The sequence below is a fragment of the Novosphingobium sp. BF6 genome, assembly GCF_058273105.1.
In genome coordinates, this window is record NZ_CM177775.1 from 2,822,159 (window position 1) to 2,835,316 (window position 13,158).

The following is a 13,158-nucleotide window of genomic DNA, read 5'->3' on the forward strand; positions in this document are numbered from 1 at the left end:
GCGCGCCAACCAATAGCCCGTCGCCCCCGCCCTTTCACCCCCAACTCGCCGCAGGCGGCGCGGCTTCCAGAAAGGCGATCAGTCCCCGCTCCTCACCCGCCAGCCAACGGGTGCGGCGCGGCAGGCTTTCCGGCAGATCGGGCACCGGCTCGGTCCCTCGCACGAAGGCGATCAGCGCCGGGTGAACGTAAGACTTGCGCGCGATCGCCGGCGTATTGCCGAGATGCTCGGCGACATCCTCCAGCATCGCCTTCAGCGTCACCTCCGGCTCCCGCCATATCCGCGCAAAAGCCAGGGCGCTCGCGGCAAAAGTACGGAAATCCTTGGCCGAGAAATCCTCGCCCATCGTTTCGTGCAGGTAATCGTTCACCTCCTGCGAGCCGACCGGGCAGGCGCAGCCTTCCTCATCGAGATACTGGAACAGGTGCTGGCCCGGCAGGTCCTGCATCTTGCGCACGCAGGCGACGAGCGCGCGGTCGCTCGACAGGACCTCGCGCAGCTTGCCGTGCTTGGCGCGGAAACGCAGCTTCAGGGTGCGGCCCCTGAGCGTCGCATGACGTCCGCGCAGGGTGGTGGCGCCGAAGCTGCGGTTCTGCTGGGCATAACGCTCGTTGCCGATGCGCATCGCCGCGCTGTCCAGCAGGGCGACGACCGAGGCCACCGCCCGCTCGCGGCACAGGCGCGACAGCGCGAGATCCTCGGCCACGCGCTGTCGCAGGCCCGGCAGGGCATGGCCGAAGGCGGCGCAGCGGTCGAACTTGCGGGCATCGCGGTCGGCACGCCAGTCGGGGTGATAGCGGTACTGCTTGCGCCCGCGCGCATCGAAGCCGGTGGCGAGCAGGTGCGCCTCGGGATCGGGCGAGAACCAGCAGTCGACATAGGCAGGCGGCAGGGCGATGCGATTTAGCCGGTCGATCTCCTCGCGGTCCTTGATGCGGTCGCCGTCCGGATCGAAGTAGGCCCATTTCACGGGCGTCACTTTGCCTGGGCGTGCCTCGCCGCGCCGGATCGCCTTGCGGGTGATCCCCGGTTCGTTTGCTTCGGTGAAGGTGAGGCGCGGCATCATGGCTCCAAAACATCTGTCCGATGGAAACGCACGATCCGGCGCGAAGTTGTGGCGGGCGGGCGATCGAATGGAACCGGCACGCCGCAGCAGCCGTTGCTTCTGCATAGAACAGCCCCAGACAGGAGCGACACCATGGCAGATGCCCGTATCTTCAAGGACCTCAAGGCCGACCACGACCGCCACCGCGACATGCTTGCCCGGTTGGGCGAGACGCAGGGCGACAGTCCCGAACGCCGCGAACTGTTCGAGGCGCTGCGCCGCGAACTCCAGGCCCATGCGGCGGCGGAGGAAGAGGCGCTCTATGCGACGATGCTTGCCGATCCGGACCTGCGCGACGAGGCGCGTCATTCGGTCTCCGAACACAAGGAGATCGACGACTTCCTCGGCGAACTGCTCGACATCGACATGGGTTCGGGCGCCTGGCTGATGAAATTCAAGGACATGCGCCACCGCTACCTCCACCACATCGACGAGGAGGAAGAGGAAATGTTCCCTACCGCCGCGAAGTCGCTTTCGGCCGAGGCCGAGCGCGAGATCGCCAGGATTTTCGAGAAGCGCAAGCCGAAGGAACTGGCATTGGCGGCCGAGCAGAAGCCCGGCGACGAACGGGACTAACCGCTGATCGCATCCGGGAACATCCGCATGTCCGGCGGCGTTGCTTGGTTAACGATCAGGAGGAGACCTGCCATGGAAAGCCACGTACGCGATAGGTTCTGGAAGGCTTTCGCCGCCAGCCCGTTCATGATGATCAAGCTCGATGCCGCTCATGGCCATGCAGAGCCGATGACGGCCCTGCTCGACCGCGACGCGCACCATGCCGTGTGGTTCTTCTGCAAGCGGGACAACCGTATCGGCGGCGGCGGCCGGGCGATGGGCCAGGTCATGACCAAGGGTCACGACGTTTTCGCCTGCATCGCCGGAACGCTGGTGGAGGAAACCGACCTCGCCCTGCGCGAGAAGCACTGGAGCAACGCCGTCGAGGCGTGGTTCCCCAAGGGCAAGGCCGATCCCGCCATCGTCATGCTGCGCTTCGAGATCGACGATGCCGAAGTCTGGACTTCGGACGTCGGCATCACCGGCCTGTTCAAGCTGGCGACCGGTGGCACGATCGATCCGTCAAAAGCTGGCGAGCACGAACTGGGCGCGGTCTGAATCCCTCGTCGACCGCGCGAACCGTGCTCCCGGGAGGGGCGCGAAGGCCAGCCCCTTCGCGCCCCTTTTGAGTCGCGAACGAAAGCCGGAAAAGCAGAGGCAACCCCGATAATAGCTTTGAGAGAAAAAGGTCAGGCGCGGGAGACTGCTACCGGTTCCAGCTCAGCCGGGCGCGCGCTGTCCGGGCAACCCGCCAGCACATAGGCGATGGCCGAGAGAATCGCCTGGCGTGAGAACGGCTTCTGGACGATCCCCACGGCCGTCGCCGCGGGGCTGTCGATCTGTCCGGGATTGGCGGTGACGTAGATGACCCTCGCCCCGAACCGCCCCGCTAGATCGCGGGCAACGGCAGGGCCGGTCAATCCGTCCCGCAAGTTGAGATCGACGAGCGCGACATCCGGCGCTTCCCCCAAGGCGGCAACGGAAGCCGCATCGGGGAAAGTGCCGAGTACGGCGTGTCCGCCGTCGGAAAGAATGTCTTCGAGTTGCAGCGCCACCAGGAATTCGTCCTCGACGATGAGGACCTTGGCCGCACCACGAGAGGAATTTGCCGTCATCGCACCCAGACACACCCGTTCCTGTCATGCGCCACGCCTCAGGCAGGGGCGCGCCGTTACATCACGCCGCGACGGCATCGTCCTGCTCGTCGGTGACATTGGCGATCTTGACCAGTTCCGCGAAGAAGGCATCGATGGCGTCGCCGGTCAGCACGAAGTTGTGGCGGAAATCGGGAAGCTGGCCGGATTCGATGACCTTGGACAGCATCGCGCGGGCGCGGCAGATGCGGCTCTTTACCGTGCCCAGGGCAATGCCGCAGATCCGGGCGATCTCCTCGTAGGACAGGTTCCCCGCCGCCACCAGGATCAGCGCCTCGCGGTAGGTTTCGGGAATGGCGGTCAGCGCGCGGAGCACGTCGGCCAGCTCGATGGCGCTCTCCTGGCTCGCTTCGGCGCGCAGGATGCGCTCGGCGGCCAGTTCGTCGTACTCGCCGTGGAAGCGGGCGCGACGGGCCTCGCTGTAGAAGTGGTTGCGCAGGATCGTGAAAGTCCAGGCCTTGAAGTTGGTCCCGGCGGCATAGCGGCCGCGCGCGGCCCAGGCGCGGAGCATCGCTTCCTGCGCAAGGTCATCGGCACGGTCGCGGCAGCCGCAAAGTCCGCGCGCGAAGGCGCGAAGGTGCGGCGCCACATCGGCGAGCGCGCGCTTGAAATCCCGGTCGCTGAGAGTTGCCATTTCCCCGCCTGCTGCCTGGGCCGCACCCTGCTGCATTCCGGTTGCTGCGATGGCACCGGCGCTGGTTTCGGTTGCTGCGGTCATTGCGTTCCCTCCTTGGCTGATCCCGTTCCAGGACCCGTCGAATTGGCAAACGCGACTAATGCACACAAAGTTCCCCAAACCGCTCCGGCGCAGTGCCTTACCTGAAAATGTTCCAAACGGTTTACCGCAGTTTTCAGCGATTCCGTGCGTTCAATACAAGACAGAACGAGGCCTGCGCGCGATCATCCGGCGCATGAGCACTGTGCGGGTCAAAAAAGCGGAGAAACTTTTTTCCGTTCATCGCGGGAACAACCCCCGTCCGTAAACTTTGAGGCCTCCGTCCACTCTGCGGTGAACGGAGGCCTCCGGGATCGGGTCACCACCGGTTTGCGGGGGGTGGGGGAGCCAGTGGTGACATGGAGCAAACGTGGGCCTCCCGCGTTGGTTCCCGGAACAACCGGCGGCTGGCGAAAAATTTTGAGGTTGCCCTGCCCTTCCTGCGGCGTCAGAAATCGATGACCGGTCGGATGGGGGCGCGGGCCACCGATGCGATGAAAACACGGGAAGCCAGACTTCCCACGATCCAAGGAATTTCGATGTCCGTCTCCGACCAGATCGCCATCCAACTGCCCTACCTTCGCCGGTACGCGCGCGCGCTCACCGGCTCCCAGCAGTCCGGCGACACGTACGTGCGCGCCACGCTGGAAGCCGCCTTGGCCGACAAGGTGCTGCGCGACGATATCGCCCGCAGCCGCGCCGCCCTCTATGCCGCCTTCACCCGCATCTGGGCGACCGGCCATATCGAGGAACCGGGCCTGAACAACGAAGGTGGCCGCCACGAACAGGCGGCGCAGACCCGGCTCGCCACGATCGCCCCGACGCACCGCCAGGCACTGCTGCTGACCACCGTGGAGGAATTCTCGCGCGAGGATACCGCCCGCATTCTCGCCGTCTCGCCCGAGGACGTCGATGCCCTGGTGACGCAGGCCGTGCTCGAAATCGAAGGCGAGAGCACGACCGACGTGCTCATCATCGAGGACGAACCGCTGATCTCGATGCAGCTCGAAGGGCTCGTCAGCGACCTCGGCCACCGCGTCGTCGGCACGGCCGCCACCCACGCCCAGGCGCTCGACATCTTCGAACGCTCCCCCGCGGGGCTTGTCCTCGCCGACATCCAGCTGGCCGACGGCAGCTCGGGCATCGAAGCAGTGGAAGACCTGCTCAAGTTCGGCGACGTGCCCGTGATCTTCATCACCGCCTACCCCGAACGCCTGCTCACCGGCGAACGGCCCGAGCCGACCTATCTCGTCACCAAGCCGTTCCAGGAAGCCACCGTGCGGGCGGCGATCAGTCAGGCGTTGTTCTTCGGGTCAAGCAAGCCGCTCGGGTGAAGAGGAAGAAGTAGATTCCGGGGGATGATCCCCCGGACCCTCAGAATGTCTACCTCGCGCACGACCTATCCGGCGCGCGCTCCTTGCAGCCATTAAGTCTCCCGACGCAGCCATGGGTGCGCAACGGATAGGCGAGGTGTGACCTAGACGGTATTGAGGTGCAGGGGGTGTTGACCCCCTGCTTCACCTTCTTCTACCCTTCAATGCCGACGCCCAAACCGCCGCTCCCCGGCATCGATAGGCGGCAGCAGACGACCGAAGTGGTCGCGCGGCATTTCCTCTGACGGCGGCGGTTGGAAGCCCAGATAGCGCACCACGGCATCGTGGACCGGGGCGAGGAAGCGCACACCCGCGCAGCCCGCGGCCTGCCAGACCACTTCCCCCCTCGCCCGCTGTTCGCGGCAGAGTTCCAGTTCGATCTGTGCGCCGATGGCCGGGGCATCCCCGGCGAATTCGACCATGCAGCCTCCGGCCGACAGGTCGTAGAGGAAGACCGGGCCGTTAAGTCCCGCCTCCCGGCATTCGATCTTCTTGTCGACGATGCGCCGATCCCAGCCTCGTGTTTCCACTTACCCACCCCTCCCGGATGAACAATTGTTCATCCTTAAAGGCGAATCACCTAAGTTTTCGTTATCGGCGTTCGGTTCGCAGCGCGAATTCGCGACTGGCGCGTACCGGAACCTTGAGGCGGCATTCGACGCCTTCCGGCTTGAACCGGAGATCGACTTCGGACTTCAGCTCGTGCGCCACGATCTTCTCGATCAGGTCGCGGCCGAAGCCCCGCTTGGTGGGTTCGCGCACCGGCGGGCCGCCTTCCTCGCGCCAGTCGAGCTCGGCAAGGTCGGGACGGACCAGCGTCCAGTTGACGTGGATGCATCCGCCGCTGGCGCTCAGCGCGCCGTATTTCGCGGCATTGGTGGCCAGTTCGTGGATCGCGAGGCCCAGTGACATGGCATCGTTGGGCGCCAGCCGGATCTCCGGACCGGAGAGTTCCACGTGGCTCTCGTTGCCCTCCATGTAGGGCGCCAGTTCCGAGCGCACGACATCGCCGAGAATCGCGTGGGTCCAGTCCGACTGGGACAACAGGTCGTGGGTGGCGGAAAGCGCGCGGATGCGGGCGGTGAGGCTCTCGGTGAAATCGTCGATATCGGTGGCGCGGCGGCGGGTGAGCGCGGCGATCGACAGCACGTTGGCCAGGGTGTTCTTGACGCGGTGGTTCAGCTCGCGAGTGAGCGAGTTGCGGATCGCCGACTGGCTCTGGAGCCATTCCAGCACCATGCGGTCCTCGGCGGCGCGGCGGGTGATGAGCCGTCCGATCGCCATGACCATCAGCGAGGCGAGCGCGCCGAAGAACAGGGTGATGCGCGAGGCGGTAGAGAGCACCCCGCTCTTGCGGTCGCTGATGACGACGACCCAGGTATGGCTGCCGAGGTCGATTCGCCGCTCCATCTGCGGCCCGGCGGAGCCTTCGGCGCGGCGCTCGGCCAGAAGCCGGTCCGGCTCCACCGAACCGTCGTAGACCGCGACGTCGATATTGTTGTTGCGATAGAGTTCGCTGGCCGATTCCAGGAAGGTCTCTGCGCGGAACGGGCTGAACACGAAGCCCTTCACCTGCCCGCCCGAACGCGGCGCGATCACCGGCATGTAGATCAGGAAGCCCGGCGTCTGCTGCTTGTTGCCCACGTCCTGCACGAGATGGACCTTGCCCGAGGCGACCGGCTTGCCGACCTTCATCGCCCGCTCCATCGCGGCACGGCGGACATCTTCCGACAGCATGTCGTAGCCGATCGCCGCCCGGTTGGTGCCGTCGTCGGGTTCGAGGTAGACGATCGGCGCCAGATAGCGCCGGGAATAGTCGGGGCGCGGATAGATCAGGAAATCGGGGCGCTCGGTGCCCTGGATCGACAGTTCCAGACTGGTCACACGGTCGACCTGCACCAGCGGCGCCCAGCCCATGCCGAGCGAGCCGTAGAGATCACCCTTGCCCTGAAGATCCTCGGCAAAGGAGCGGAACTGTGCGGCGCTCACCTGCTCCTGCGTGGCGAAGAGCGCGGCGCCGGCGCGCAGCAACGCGATGTTCTCGGTTGCGCGGCGCTGCAATGCCGAAGAGATTTCCGTGAGATTGCGGTCCAGTTCGACCTGACGGGTCTGCCGGTCCGCCCGCTCGATCGCCATGACCGAGACGGCAGTGGTGATGGACGCGATGATGAACAGCAGGAATGGCCAGCCGCGCGGATACTTGTGGAACCACGCCTGCTTCTGCACCCTGTCGAGCAGAGCCTGGTCAATCACCGGAAATCCACGCCATTTCAGCCGAACCGCATCTTTTCTCAGGAGCATCGCCATGCTCCGAACCCTTCGCGAGGCAGATTGCGAGGCAGGCCGGGACAAGACTTTGTAGCTGAGGGAACCAAGACCGACCTCAATTGTTCCAACGAAAACGACGTTCGGTTGCCTAGCCGGCGATAGGACAGTGGATCGGTCTGCCTTCGACGGCGCTGCAACGCGGTTGCAGCATGACTCTTGACCCGCTCCCGGCCAGCAAGCAAGTGTCCAGGTTGCGATGGAGTCTAAGTTGAATCAATCCAAAGGACATGGCGGGGAACGCCTGAGCGCCCAGGGAGGGGGCGATTCGGCGAATCCAGGCCTGCCGCCCGAAGTGCGCAGGGACGGCGAACCGGGTTGGGCCGGGGGATTGAGGAAGCTCTACAACTCCGTGGTGGACGAACCGCTTCCGGACAGCTTCAGGGATCTTCTCAAGAAGCTGGACGGGGCGGACGATGCCTGACGCCAAGGCTTCCGCCCCCGGCACGGACCGGCCCTCCGCAGCCGACCGGCGCCCCGACCCCAGAATCCCGCGCCCCGAGGACGAATCGTTCCGCCGCGAATTGCTGACGGTGCTTCCCCATTTGCGAGCTTTCGCCCGCGGGCTTTCGGGCCGACCGGATTTCGCCGACGATCTCGTGCAGGAAGCCGCGATCAAGGCCTGGACCGCGCGGGACCGCTACACGGCGGGCACCAACATGCGCGCCTGGACTTTCGCGATTCTGCGCAATCATTACTTGTCCGAACTGCGCAAGAGCAGGCGCCAGACCGACCTCGACGAAGGGGCGGTGGAACGCATGCTGGTGATGGAGGCGGATCAGGAAGGCCCCCTGCACCTCGGCGACATGGAAACGGCCCTGCAGAAGCTGGCGCCCGAGCGGCGCGAGGCCGTTCTGCTCGTCGGCGCCTCGGGCTTCAGCTACGAGGAAGCGGCGGATATCGCCGGTTGTCCGATCGGGACGATGAAAAGCAGGGTCGCCCGCGCCCGCGCCGACCTGGCGCGCATGCTCAACGGCGAGGCGGAATTGCTGGAAGTGAGCGAACACCGTCCGGGCTGAGTGCCGGGGTTTCGTTTGGCCGCAAGAACAAGCGGGGCTTCGCCAAGGCGGAGGCCCCGCTTCCCACTCAGCCCCGCGCCGTGTCGATGGTATATTCCGCCATCACACCCCAATCGCGGTCGGCATGGCCTGCGGCGATCGCCTCGCCCATGCGGGCGTGGACTGCATCAAGCATCGGCAGGCTGCCTTGCGTGCCCGTCGCGGTCTCCGCCGCCAGTTCGCGCGCGAGGCGCAGGTCCTTGAGACCGAGCACGGCCTTGAAGCCCGGCTCGTACGTGCGTTCGGCAATGATGCCCGAATAGTTCTGATAGACGCGGCTGCCGAACAGGGTGCCCAGCATCAGCTCGAAGAACTTCTCGCGCGGGAGGCCCTTGCCCTCGGTCAGCACGACCGCCTCGGCCATGCCCTCGATAGCCATGGTGATCATCATGTTGCAGGCGATCTTGGCGGCATTGGCGACGGTAGCGTCCTCGCCCATGTCCCAGACCTTGCCGGCGATCGCGGCGAAGACCGGCTCCAGCCGCGCCGCATGTTCGGCCGGACCGCCGAGAATCACGTTGAGCTGGCCCGCCGCCGCCACGTCCGGACGACCCAGCACCGGGGTCGAGAGATAGCCTACGCCGGCGGCTTCGTGGCGCTCCACCAGTTCGCGGGCGAAGGCGACCGAGATCGTCGAGCAGACGAGATGAACCACGCCCTCCGGCGCCCCATCGAGCACGCCGCTGTCCAGCAGGACTTCGCGGATCGCGCCGTCTTCAGAAAGCATCGTCAACACCGCGTCGCCGGCGAAGGCCTCGGCGGGGGTGGCGACCATCTCGACGCCTTCCACCGCGCCGCCCGAGCGGTTCCATGCCCGTACCCGATGCCCCGCCGCCGCGAGATTGCGCGCCATGGCGCTGCCCATCGCGCCGAGACCGATGAAGCCGATATCCATAGTGAATGTCCTGAAAAAGAAGATGCCGGAAATGCCGAGGGCCGGATCGCGCCTTGCAGCGCGACCCGGCCCGTTCAGCGGGTCATGTCAGCCTTGCGGCGACTGAAGGATCAGGCCGGGTAGGTCCAGGCCGTGCCGCGCGCGAAGTTCTCCGAGGCGAAGTCCCAGTTGATGAGGTTTTCGAGAACCGTCTTCACATAGACCGGGCGCTTGTTCTGCTGGTCGATGTAGTAGGCGTGCTCCCAGACGTCGATGGTGATGAGCGGGTTGACGTCGGTGGTGATCGGGGTGCCCGCGTCGTGGGTCGAGATGACCTTGAGCTTGCCACCGTCGACGACGAGCCATGCCCAGCCCGAAGCGAAGTGGTTGACGGCTTCGGCCGAGAGCGCTTCGAGCAGCGCGTCGAGCGAACCGAAGTCGGCTTCGATCGCGGCCAGCAGCTCAGCGCTCGGCGCGGTCTTGGCCGGGTTCAGCGAGTGCCAGTAGAAACCGTGGTTCCAGGTCTGCGCGGCATTGTTGAACAGCGGACCCGAAGCGAGCTTGGTGATTTCCTCGACCGACTTGTCGGCATTGTCGCTGCCTTCGATGGCGGCGTTCAGCTTGTCGACGTAGGTCTTGTGGTGGGCACCGTGGTGGATTTCCAGGGTCTTGGACGAGATGTGCGGTTCGAGCGCGTCCAGCGCGTAGGGCAGCGGCATCAGCGAAATGGTCATGGCTGTCTTCCTGTTTCAGGTTATCGAAGGTTTGGACCACGCACCCCGCGGGAAGACGGGGGGCGCATCGAACTGGGGCATCTTGTTTCCGGGGCTATGTCTGCCCTCTTGCCCGACAATTCAAGCATCTATTGGCGGGATTTTGATTGTAAATGCGATAGCGCGGCTTGCCGGTCCCATCGGCCGGTGCGGTGAGCGGCCTCGTTGCCCCGAAGCCTGTCCACAACGCAAGAAGGATGGCGGAGACCGCCATCCTTCCGGGTTTCGCTGCAAGGGGATTGCAGGCGAACGATCAGTTCTGCTTCTTGATCTCGTCCGCCTTGTTTTCCAGGGCGTCCGACTTGGCCTTGCCCGCCGCCTCGACGGCATCGGCCTTCTCGTCCACGGCCTCGGAAGCCGCGCCGGTCATCATGTCCGCCTGGTCGCGCATGGCATCGGCAGCGGCATCGGACGATTGCTCGACGGCGTCCGCCTGCTTCTCGGTGGCGTCGTCGGCCTTGTTGTTGCAGGCCGCAAGGCCCAGCGAACCGGCGGCGACGACAGCGATCATGGCAAGACGCGAAGTGTTCATGGCTTTCATGTCAGGCTTCCTTATCCCTGTTTAAAAGGGCGCGTTCGGGTGTGGAGGACGCGCCAGCCTCCTTGGCGACCCCGACCGGAGCCGCGAGCCGTCCTTTTACCGGATCGAACCGCGACGGAACAGGTTGACGATCGCCAGCAGCACCACCGCGCCCAGGAACGAGGCGAACAGCGACATGATGTCGAAAGCGCCGCTGGTGATGGGTGCACCGCCGATCAGCGGGGTGATGAGCAGGCCCGCGATCAGTGCACCGACCACGCCGACAACCACGTTCAGGAAAATACCCTGCTGCGCATCGGTCCGCATCACGATCGAAGCGAGCCAGCCGATGACGCCGCCGACGAGGAGAATGAGAAGTAGAGTCATTGCCGTTTCTCCGCAAAATGTGTCGTTGGCAGAGTAACGACGTTGCGAACTCAAGGTTCCGCCGTGCGGCTAACCATTTATCGCAGTTTGCCGTAGCCGCCCGCCTTCGAACCGGCCGGGAGCCTTCGTGGTCTCCACTTGTTTTTTCCGAAGAGGGCCGGATACGGTACAGGAGAACACAGTCTTGCAAGTGCCCCGACGAGACCGTCTGCTGTCCGCCCTCGCTTCGGCGTTAATCGTCGGCGGCGGCTTGGTCGGGCTGGCATTGGGGCTGCGCGTGAACCTTCCGTTCCTTCCCGCCCGCGCGGTGCTGACCGCCGTCACGGCAGCGCCGGACCGGCCACCGCCCACTCCTCCCCAGCGGCCTCCTCCGGAAAAATCCGCATCTGCGCCCAAGGACCGTGCCGCGCCGGAAGGCCGCAAGGCCGAGGCCTCCCCCATCGTCGCGCCGCTGCCGCGCATTGTCCTTCCGGTCGCGCCCCCGATCCTCGCCGTGCCGCGCCCCGGCGAGGGCGCGCAATCGGCGCAAGGCGCAGGCGCGGCAGGGACCGGCAGCGGCGCGGGCGGCGACGGCGAGGGAAACGGCGGCGGAGGTTTGGGAGGCGACGGCGGTCGCAACGCCGGTGTCGCCACCTACCCGCGCCAGACCGCCGGACGCATCCGCTTCTCCGACCTTCCGGCAGACTTGCGCAAGACCCGCCGCGGCGCGCAGATCACCGTGCGCTACCGCATCGGCGTGGACGGCCGGGTCAGCGGCTGCACCGTCATCACCTCCAGCGGCAGGCCGGACGTAGACGGCGGGACCTGTCGGGCCATCACCGAACGCTTCCGTTTCCGCCCCGCCCGCGATGCGCGCGGCGATCCCGTGCCTTTCCTCATGACCGAAACGCAAGGCTGGGACGATGTGCAAGAGGAGCCGTGACGCCGCCATTTCAAGCGGCTAGAGATGCGCTCCAGACATAACGCCAAGCACGAATGGAAGAGGAGAACCCCATGGCCCTGATCGACGAAACCCATGACGCCGCGCTGCGATCCTGGGTGGAAAGTGCGAATGGCCACGGCGATTTCCCGATCCAGAACCTGCCGCTCGGCGTGTTCTCCCGCCCCGGCGAAACCGCGCGCGGCGGCGTGGCCATCGGGGACCATATCCTCGACCTCGCCGCGCTTGCCGCATCCGGGCTGCTCGAAGGCGATGCGCTGGATGCCGCCCGCGCCGGTTCGGGTGAGACCCTGAACCCGCTGCTTGCCCTCGGTTCCGGTCCGCGCCGCGCCCTGCGCCGCCGCCTCTCCGCGCTGCTGGCCGAAGGCGCCGCCGAGCGCGCGCAATTCGAAACGCTGCTCGTGCCGATGGCCGAGGCGACGCTCCACCTGCCCGCGCGGATCGCGGATTACACCGACTTCTACGTCGGCATCCACCACGCCACCAATATCGGCAAGCTGTTCCGCCCCGACAATCCGCTGCTGCCCAACTACAAGCACGTCCCCATCGGCTACCACGGCCGCGCCTCCACCGTGCGCCCGAGCGGCGCCCCGGTGATCCGCCCGAACGGCCAGACCAAGGCCCCCGATGCGGAAAACCCCTCGTTCGGCCCGATCCGACGGCTCGACTACGAACTCGAACTCGGCGTGTGGATGGCGCAGGGCAACGAAATCGGCCAGCCGATCCCCATCGACAAGGCCCTCGATCACGTCGCGGGCGTGACCCTCCTCAATGACTGGTCGGCGCGAGACGTGCAGGCCTGGGAGTATCAGCCGCTCGGGCCGTTCCTCGCCAAGAACTTCCTAACCACCGTCTCGCCCTGGATCGTGACGATGGAAGCACTCGCCCCGTTCCGCATCGCGCAGGCGCCGCGCCCCGCAGGCGATCCCCGCCCCCTGCCCTACCTCTGGGACGAGACCGACCAGTGCGAAGGCGCGCTTTCGCTCGACCTTGAAGTCAGCCTCAGCACCGAGAAGATGCGCGGCGAACGCCTGGCCGCCCAGCGCCTCAGCCATGGCCCGGCCGGCAACATGTACTGGACCATCGCCCAGATGGTGACGCACCACGCCTCCAACGGCTGCGAGATGAACCCCGGCGACCTGCTCGGCACCGGCACGATCTCAGGTCCCGAGGACGGCTCGCAAGGCAGCCTGATGGAGATCACCCGTTCCGGCCGCGAAAAGGTGACGCTGCCGACCGGCGAGACGCGCACGTTCCTTGAGGACGGCGACGAACTCACGCTGTCGGGCCGGTTCGTGGCGGAGGGCGCGGTCTCGATCGGGTTCGGGCCTTGTGCGGGGATCGTGCAGGAGGCGATTGCGCTGAAGTAAAGCCCCGTC

General features: G+C 66.0%; 16 protein-coding genes. 7 read left to right on the plus strand and 9 right to left on the minus strand.

Translation table 11 applies throughout. The annotated features are described in order from the left end of the window. Window positions 1–34: 34 nt before the first annotated feature. On the minus strand, window positions 35–1,063 hold the full coding sequence (locus tag AC4D6D_RS13750) for a DNA topoisomerase IB (protein WP_491327253.1): 1,029 nt from the start codon (window positions 1,061–1,063) through the stop codon (window positions 35–37). 135 nt (window positions 1,064–1,198) lie between these two features. Here AC4D6D_RS13750 and AC4D6D_RS13755 point away from each other — a divergent pair, with 135 nt between their 5' ends. After that, window positions 1,199–1,681 (plus strand): hemerythrin domain-containing protein, encoded by a 483-nt coding sequence (locus AC4D6D_RS13755; RefSeq protein ID WP_491325738.1) that lies wholly within the window; start codon window positions 1,199–1,201, stop codon window positions 1,679–1,681. A gap of 72 nt (window positions 1,682–1,753) precedes the next feature. Continuing rightward, window positions 1,754–2,218 (plus strand): pyridoxamine 5'-phosphate oxidase family protein, encoded by a 465-nt coding sequence (locus tag AC4D6D_RS13760; RefSeq protein ID WP_147218901.1) that lies wholly within the window; start codon window positions 1,754–1,756, stop codon window positions 2,216–2,218. Window positions 2,219–2,349: 131 nt separating this feature from the next. On the opposite strand, the gene AC4D6D_RS13765 is transcribed toward AC4D6D_RS13760, so the two are convergent. Both AC4D6D_RS13765 and AC4D6D_RS13770 read right to left on the minus strand, forming a co-directional pair. Continuing rightward, on the minus strand, window positions 2,350–2,775 hold the full coding sequence (locus AC4D6D_RS13765; protein WP_147218899.1) for a response regulator: 426 nt from the start codon (window positions 2,773–2,775) through the stop codon (window positions 2,350–2,352). Between the two features lie 61 nt (window positions 2,776–2,836). Further along, complete coding sequence (locus AC4D6D_RS13770) at window positions 2,837–3,484, minus strand: sigma-70 family RNA polymerase sigma factor (protein ID WP_147219038.1); 648 nt, start codon at window positions 3,482–3,484, stop codon at window positions 2,837–2,839. Between the two features lie 584 nt (window positions 3,485–4,068). On the opposite strand from AC4D6D_RS13770, the gene AC4D6D_RS13775 reads away from it, so the two are divergent. Further along, entirely contained in the window at window positions 4,069–4,863 is a 795-nt protein-coding gene (locus tag AC4D6D_RS13775; RefSeq protein ID WP_147218897.1) for a response regulator, read from the plus strand. A 200-nt stretch (window positions 4,864–5,063) separates the two neighbouring features. Here AC4D6D_RS13775 and AC4D6D_RS13780 read toward each other — a convergent pair whose 3' ends face one another. Together AC4D6D_RS13780 and AC4D6D_RS13785 are read right to left on the minus strand one after the other, a co-directional pair. Then, window positions 5,064–5,432 carry a PilZ domain-containing protein gene (locus AC4D6D_RS13780; protein WP_147218896.1) on the minus strand — a complete coding sequence of 123 codons (369 nt, stop codon included), beginning with the start codon at window positions 5,430–5,432 and terminating at the stop codon, window positions 5,064–5,066. A gap of 61 nt (window positions 5,433–5,493) precedes the next feature. After that, window positions 5,494–7,155: a CHASE domain-containing protein gene (locus AC4D6D_RS13785; RefSeq protein ID WP_147218894.1), complete on the minus strand. Its 1,662-nt coding sequence runs from the start codon at window positions 7,153–7,155 to the stop codon at window positions 5,494–5,496. 283 nt (window positions 7,156–7,438) lie between these two features. Here AC4D6D_RS13785 and AC4D6D_RS13790 point away from each other — a divergent pair, with 283 nt between their 5' ends. Together AC4D6D_RS13790 and AC4D6D_RS13795 are read left to right on the plus strand one after the other, a co-directional pair. After that, a complete protein-coding gene (locus AC4D6D_RS13790; RefSeq protein ID WP_147218892.1) occupies window positions 7,439–7,651 on the plus strand; it encodes a NepR family anti-sigma factor in 213 nt (70 codons plus the stop codon). Continuing rightward, window positions 7,644–8,246: a sigma-70 family RNA polymerase sigma factor gene (locus AC4D6D_RS13795; protein ID WP_491325739.1), complete on the plus strand. Its 603-nt coding sequence runs from the start codon at window positions 7,644–7,646 to the stop codon at window positions 8,244–8,246. Before AC4D6D_RS13790 ends, AC4D6D_RS13795 begins: the two co-directional genes overlap by 8 nt. Before the next feature lie 67 nt (window positions 8,247–8,313). Here AC4D6D_RS13795 and AC4D6D_RS13800 read toward each other — a convergent pair whose 3' ends face one another. The 4 genes from AC4D6D_RS13800 to AC4D6D_RS13815 all read right to left on the minus strand — a co-directional run bounded on the left by AC4D6D_RS13800 (window position 8,314) and on the right by AC4D6D_RS13815 (window position 10,839). Beyond that, window positions 8,314–9,180: an NAD(P)-dependent oxidoreductase gene (locus AC4D6D_RS13800; protein ID WP_147218890.1), complete on the minus strand. Its 867-nt coding sequence runs from the start codon at window positions 9,178–9,180 to the stop codon at window positions 8,314–8,316. 110 nt (window positions 9,181–9,290) lie between these two features. Further along, on the minus strand, window positions 9,291–9,893 hold the full coding sequence (locus tag AC4D6D_RS13805) for a superoxide dismutase (RefSeq protein WP_491325740.1): 603 nt from the start codon (window positions 9,891–9,893) through the stop codon (window positions 9,291–9,293). Between the two features lie 292 nt (window positions 9,894–10,185). Then, the gene (locus tag AC4D6D_RS13810; RefSeq protein WP_147218886.1) at window positions 10,186–10,473 is read right to left on the minus strand and encodes a hypothetical protein; all 288 of its coding nucleotides are present in this window, start codon (window positions 10,471–10,473) and stop codon (window positions 10,186–10,188) included. Between the two features lie 96 nt (window positions 10,474–10,569). Next, complete coding sequence (locus AC4D6D_RS13815) at window positions 10,570–10,839, minus strand: GlsB/YeaQ/YmgE family stress response membrane protein (RefSeq protein ID WP_147218884.1); 270 nt, start codon at window positions 10,837–10,839, stop codon at window positions 10,570–10,572. Between the two features lie 190 nt (window positions 10,840–11,029). Between AC4D6D_RS13815 and AC4D6D_RS13820 the strand changes: the two genes are divergently transcribed. Together AC4D6D_RS13820 and fahA are read left to right on the plus strand one after the other, a co-directional pair. Beyond that, window positions 11,030–11,761 (plus strand): energy transducer TonB, encoded by a 732-nt coding sequence (locus tag AC4D6D_RS13820; protein ID WP_491327254.1) that lies wholly within the window; start codon window positions 11,030–11,032, stop codon window positions 11,759–11,761. A gap of 71 nt (window positions 11,762–11,832) precedes the next feature. After that, window positions 11,833–13,149 carry a fumarylacetoacetase gene (gene fahA / locus AC4D6D_RS13825; RefSeq protein WP_491325741.1) on the plus strand — a complete coding sequence of 439 codons (1,317 nt, stop codon included), beginning with the start codon at window positions 11,833–11,835 and terminating at the stop codon, window positions 13,147–13,149. Window positions 13,150–13,158: the final 9 nt, after the last annotated feature.

Excerpts from the sequence above, each read along its gene's own strand:
- AC4D6D_RS13750 (WP_491327253.1), bottom strand. The coding sequence starts at position 1,063 with ATGCCGCGCCTCACCTTCACCGAAGCAAACGAACCGGGGATCACCCGC.
- AC4D6D_RS13755 (WP_491325738.1), top strand. The coding sequence starts at position 1,199 with ATGGCAGATGCCCGTATCTTCAAGGACCTCAAGGCCGACCACGACCGC.
- AC4D6D_RS13760 (WP_147218901.1), top strand. The coding sequence starts at position 1,754 with ATGGAAAGCCACGTACGCGATAGGTTCTGGAAGGCTTTCGCCGCCAGC.
- AC4D6D_RS13765 (WP_147218899.1), bottom strand. The coding sequence starts at position 2,775 with ATGACGGCAAATTCCTCTCGTGGTGCGGCCAAGGTCCTCATCGTCGAG.
- AC4D6D_RS13770 (WP_147219038.1), bottom strand. The coding sequence starts at position 3,484 with ATGCAGCAGGGTGCGGCCCAGGCAGCAGGCGGGGAAATGGCAACTCTC.
- AC4D6D_RS13775 (WP_147218897.1), top strand. The coding sequence starts at position 4,069 with ATGTCCGTCTCCGACCAGATCGCCATCCAACTGCCCTACCTTCGCCGG.
- AC4D6D_RS13795 (WP_491325739.1), top strand. The coding sequence starts at position 7,644 with ATGCCTGACGCCAAGGCTTCCGCCCCCGGCACGGACCGGCCCTCCGCA.
- AC4D6D_RS13800 (WP_147218890.1), bottom strand. The coding sequence starts at position 9,180 with ATGGATATCGGCTTCATCGGTCTCGGCGCGATGGGCAGCGCCATGGCG.
- AC4D6D_RS13805 (WP_491325740.1), bottom strand. The coding sequence starts at position 9,893 with ATGACCATTTCGCTGATGCCGCTGCCCTACGCGCTGGACGCGCTCGAA.
- AC4D6D_RS13810 (WP_147218886.1), bottom strand. The coding sequence starts at position 10,473 with ATGAAAGCCATGAACACTTCGCGTCTTGCCATGATCGCTGTCGTCGCC.
- AC4D6D_RS13815 (WP_147218884.1), bottom strand. The coding sequence starts at position 10,839 with ATGACTCTACTTCTCATTCTCCTCGTCGGCGGCGTCATCGGCTGGCTC.
- fahA (WP_491325741.1), top strand. The coding sequence starts at position 11,833 with ATGGCCCTGATCGACGAAACCCATGACGCCGCGCTGCGATCCTGGGTG.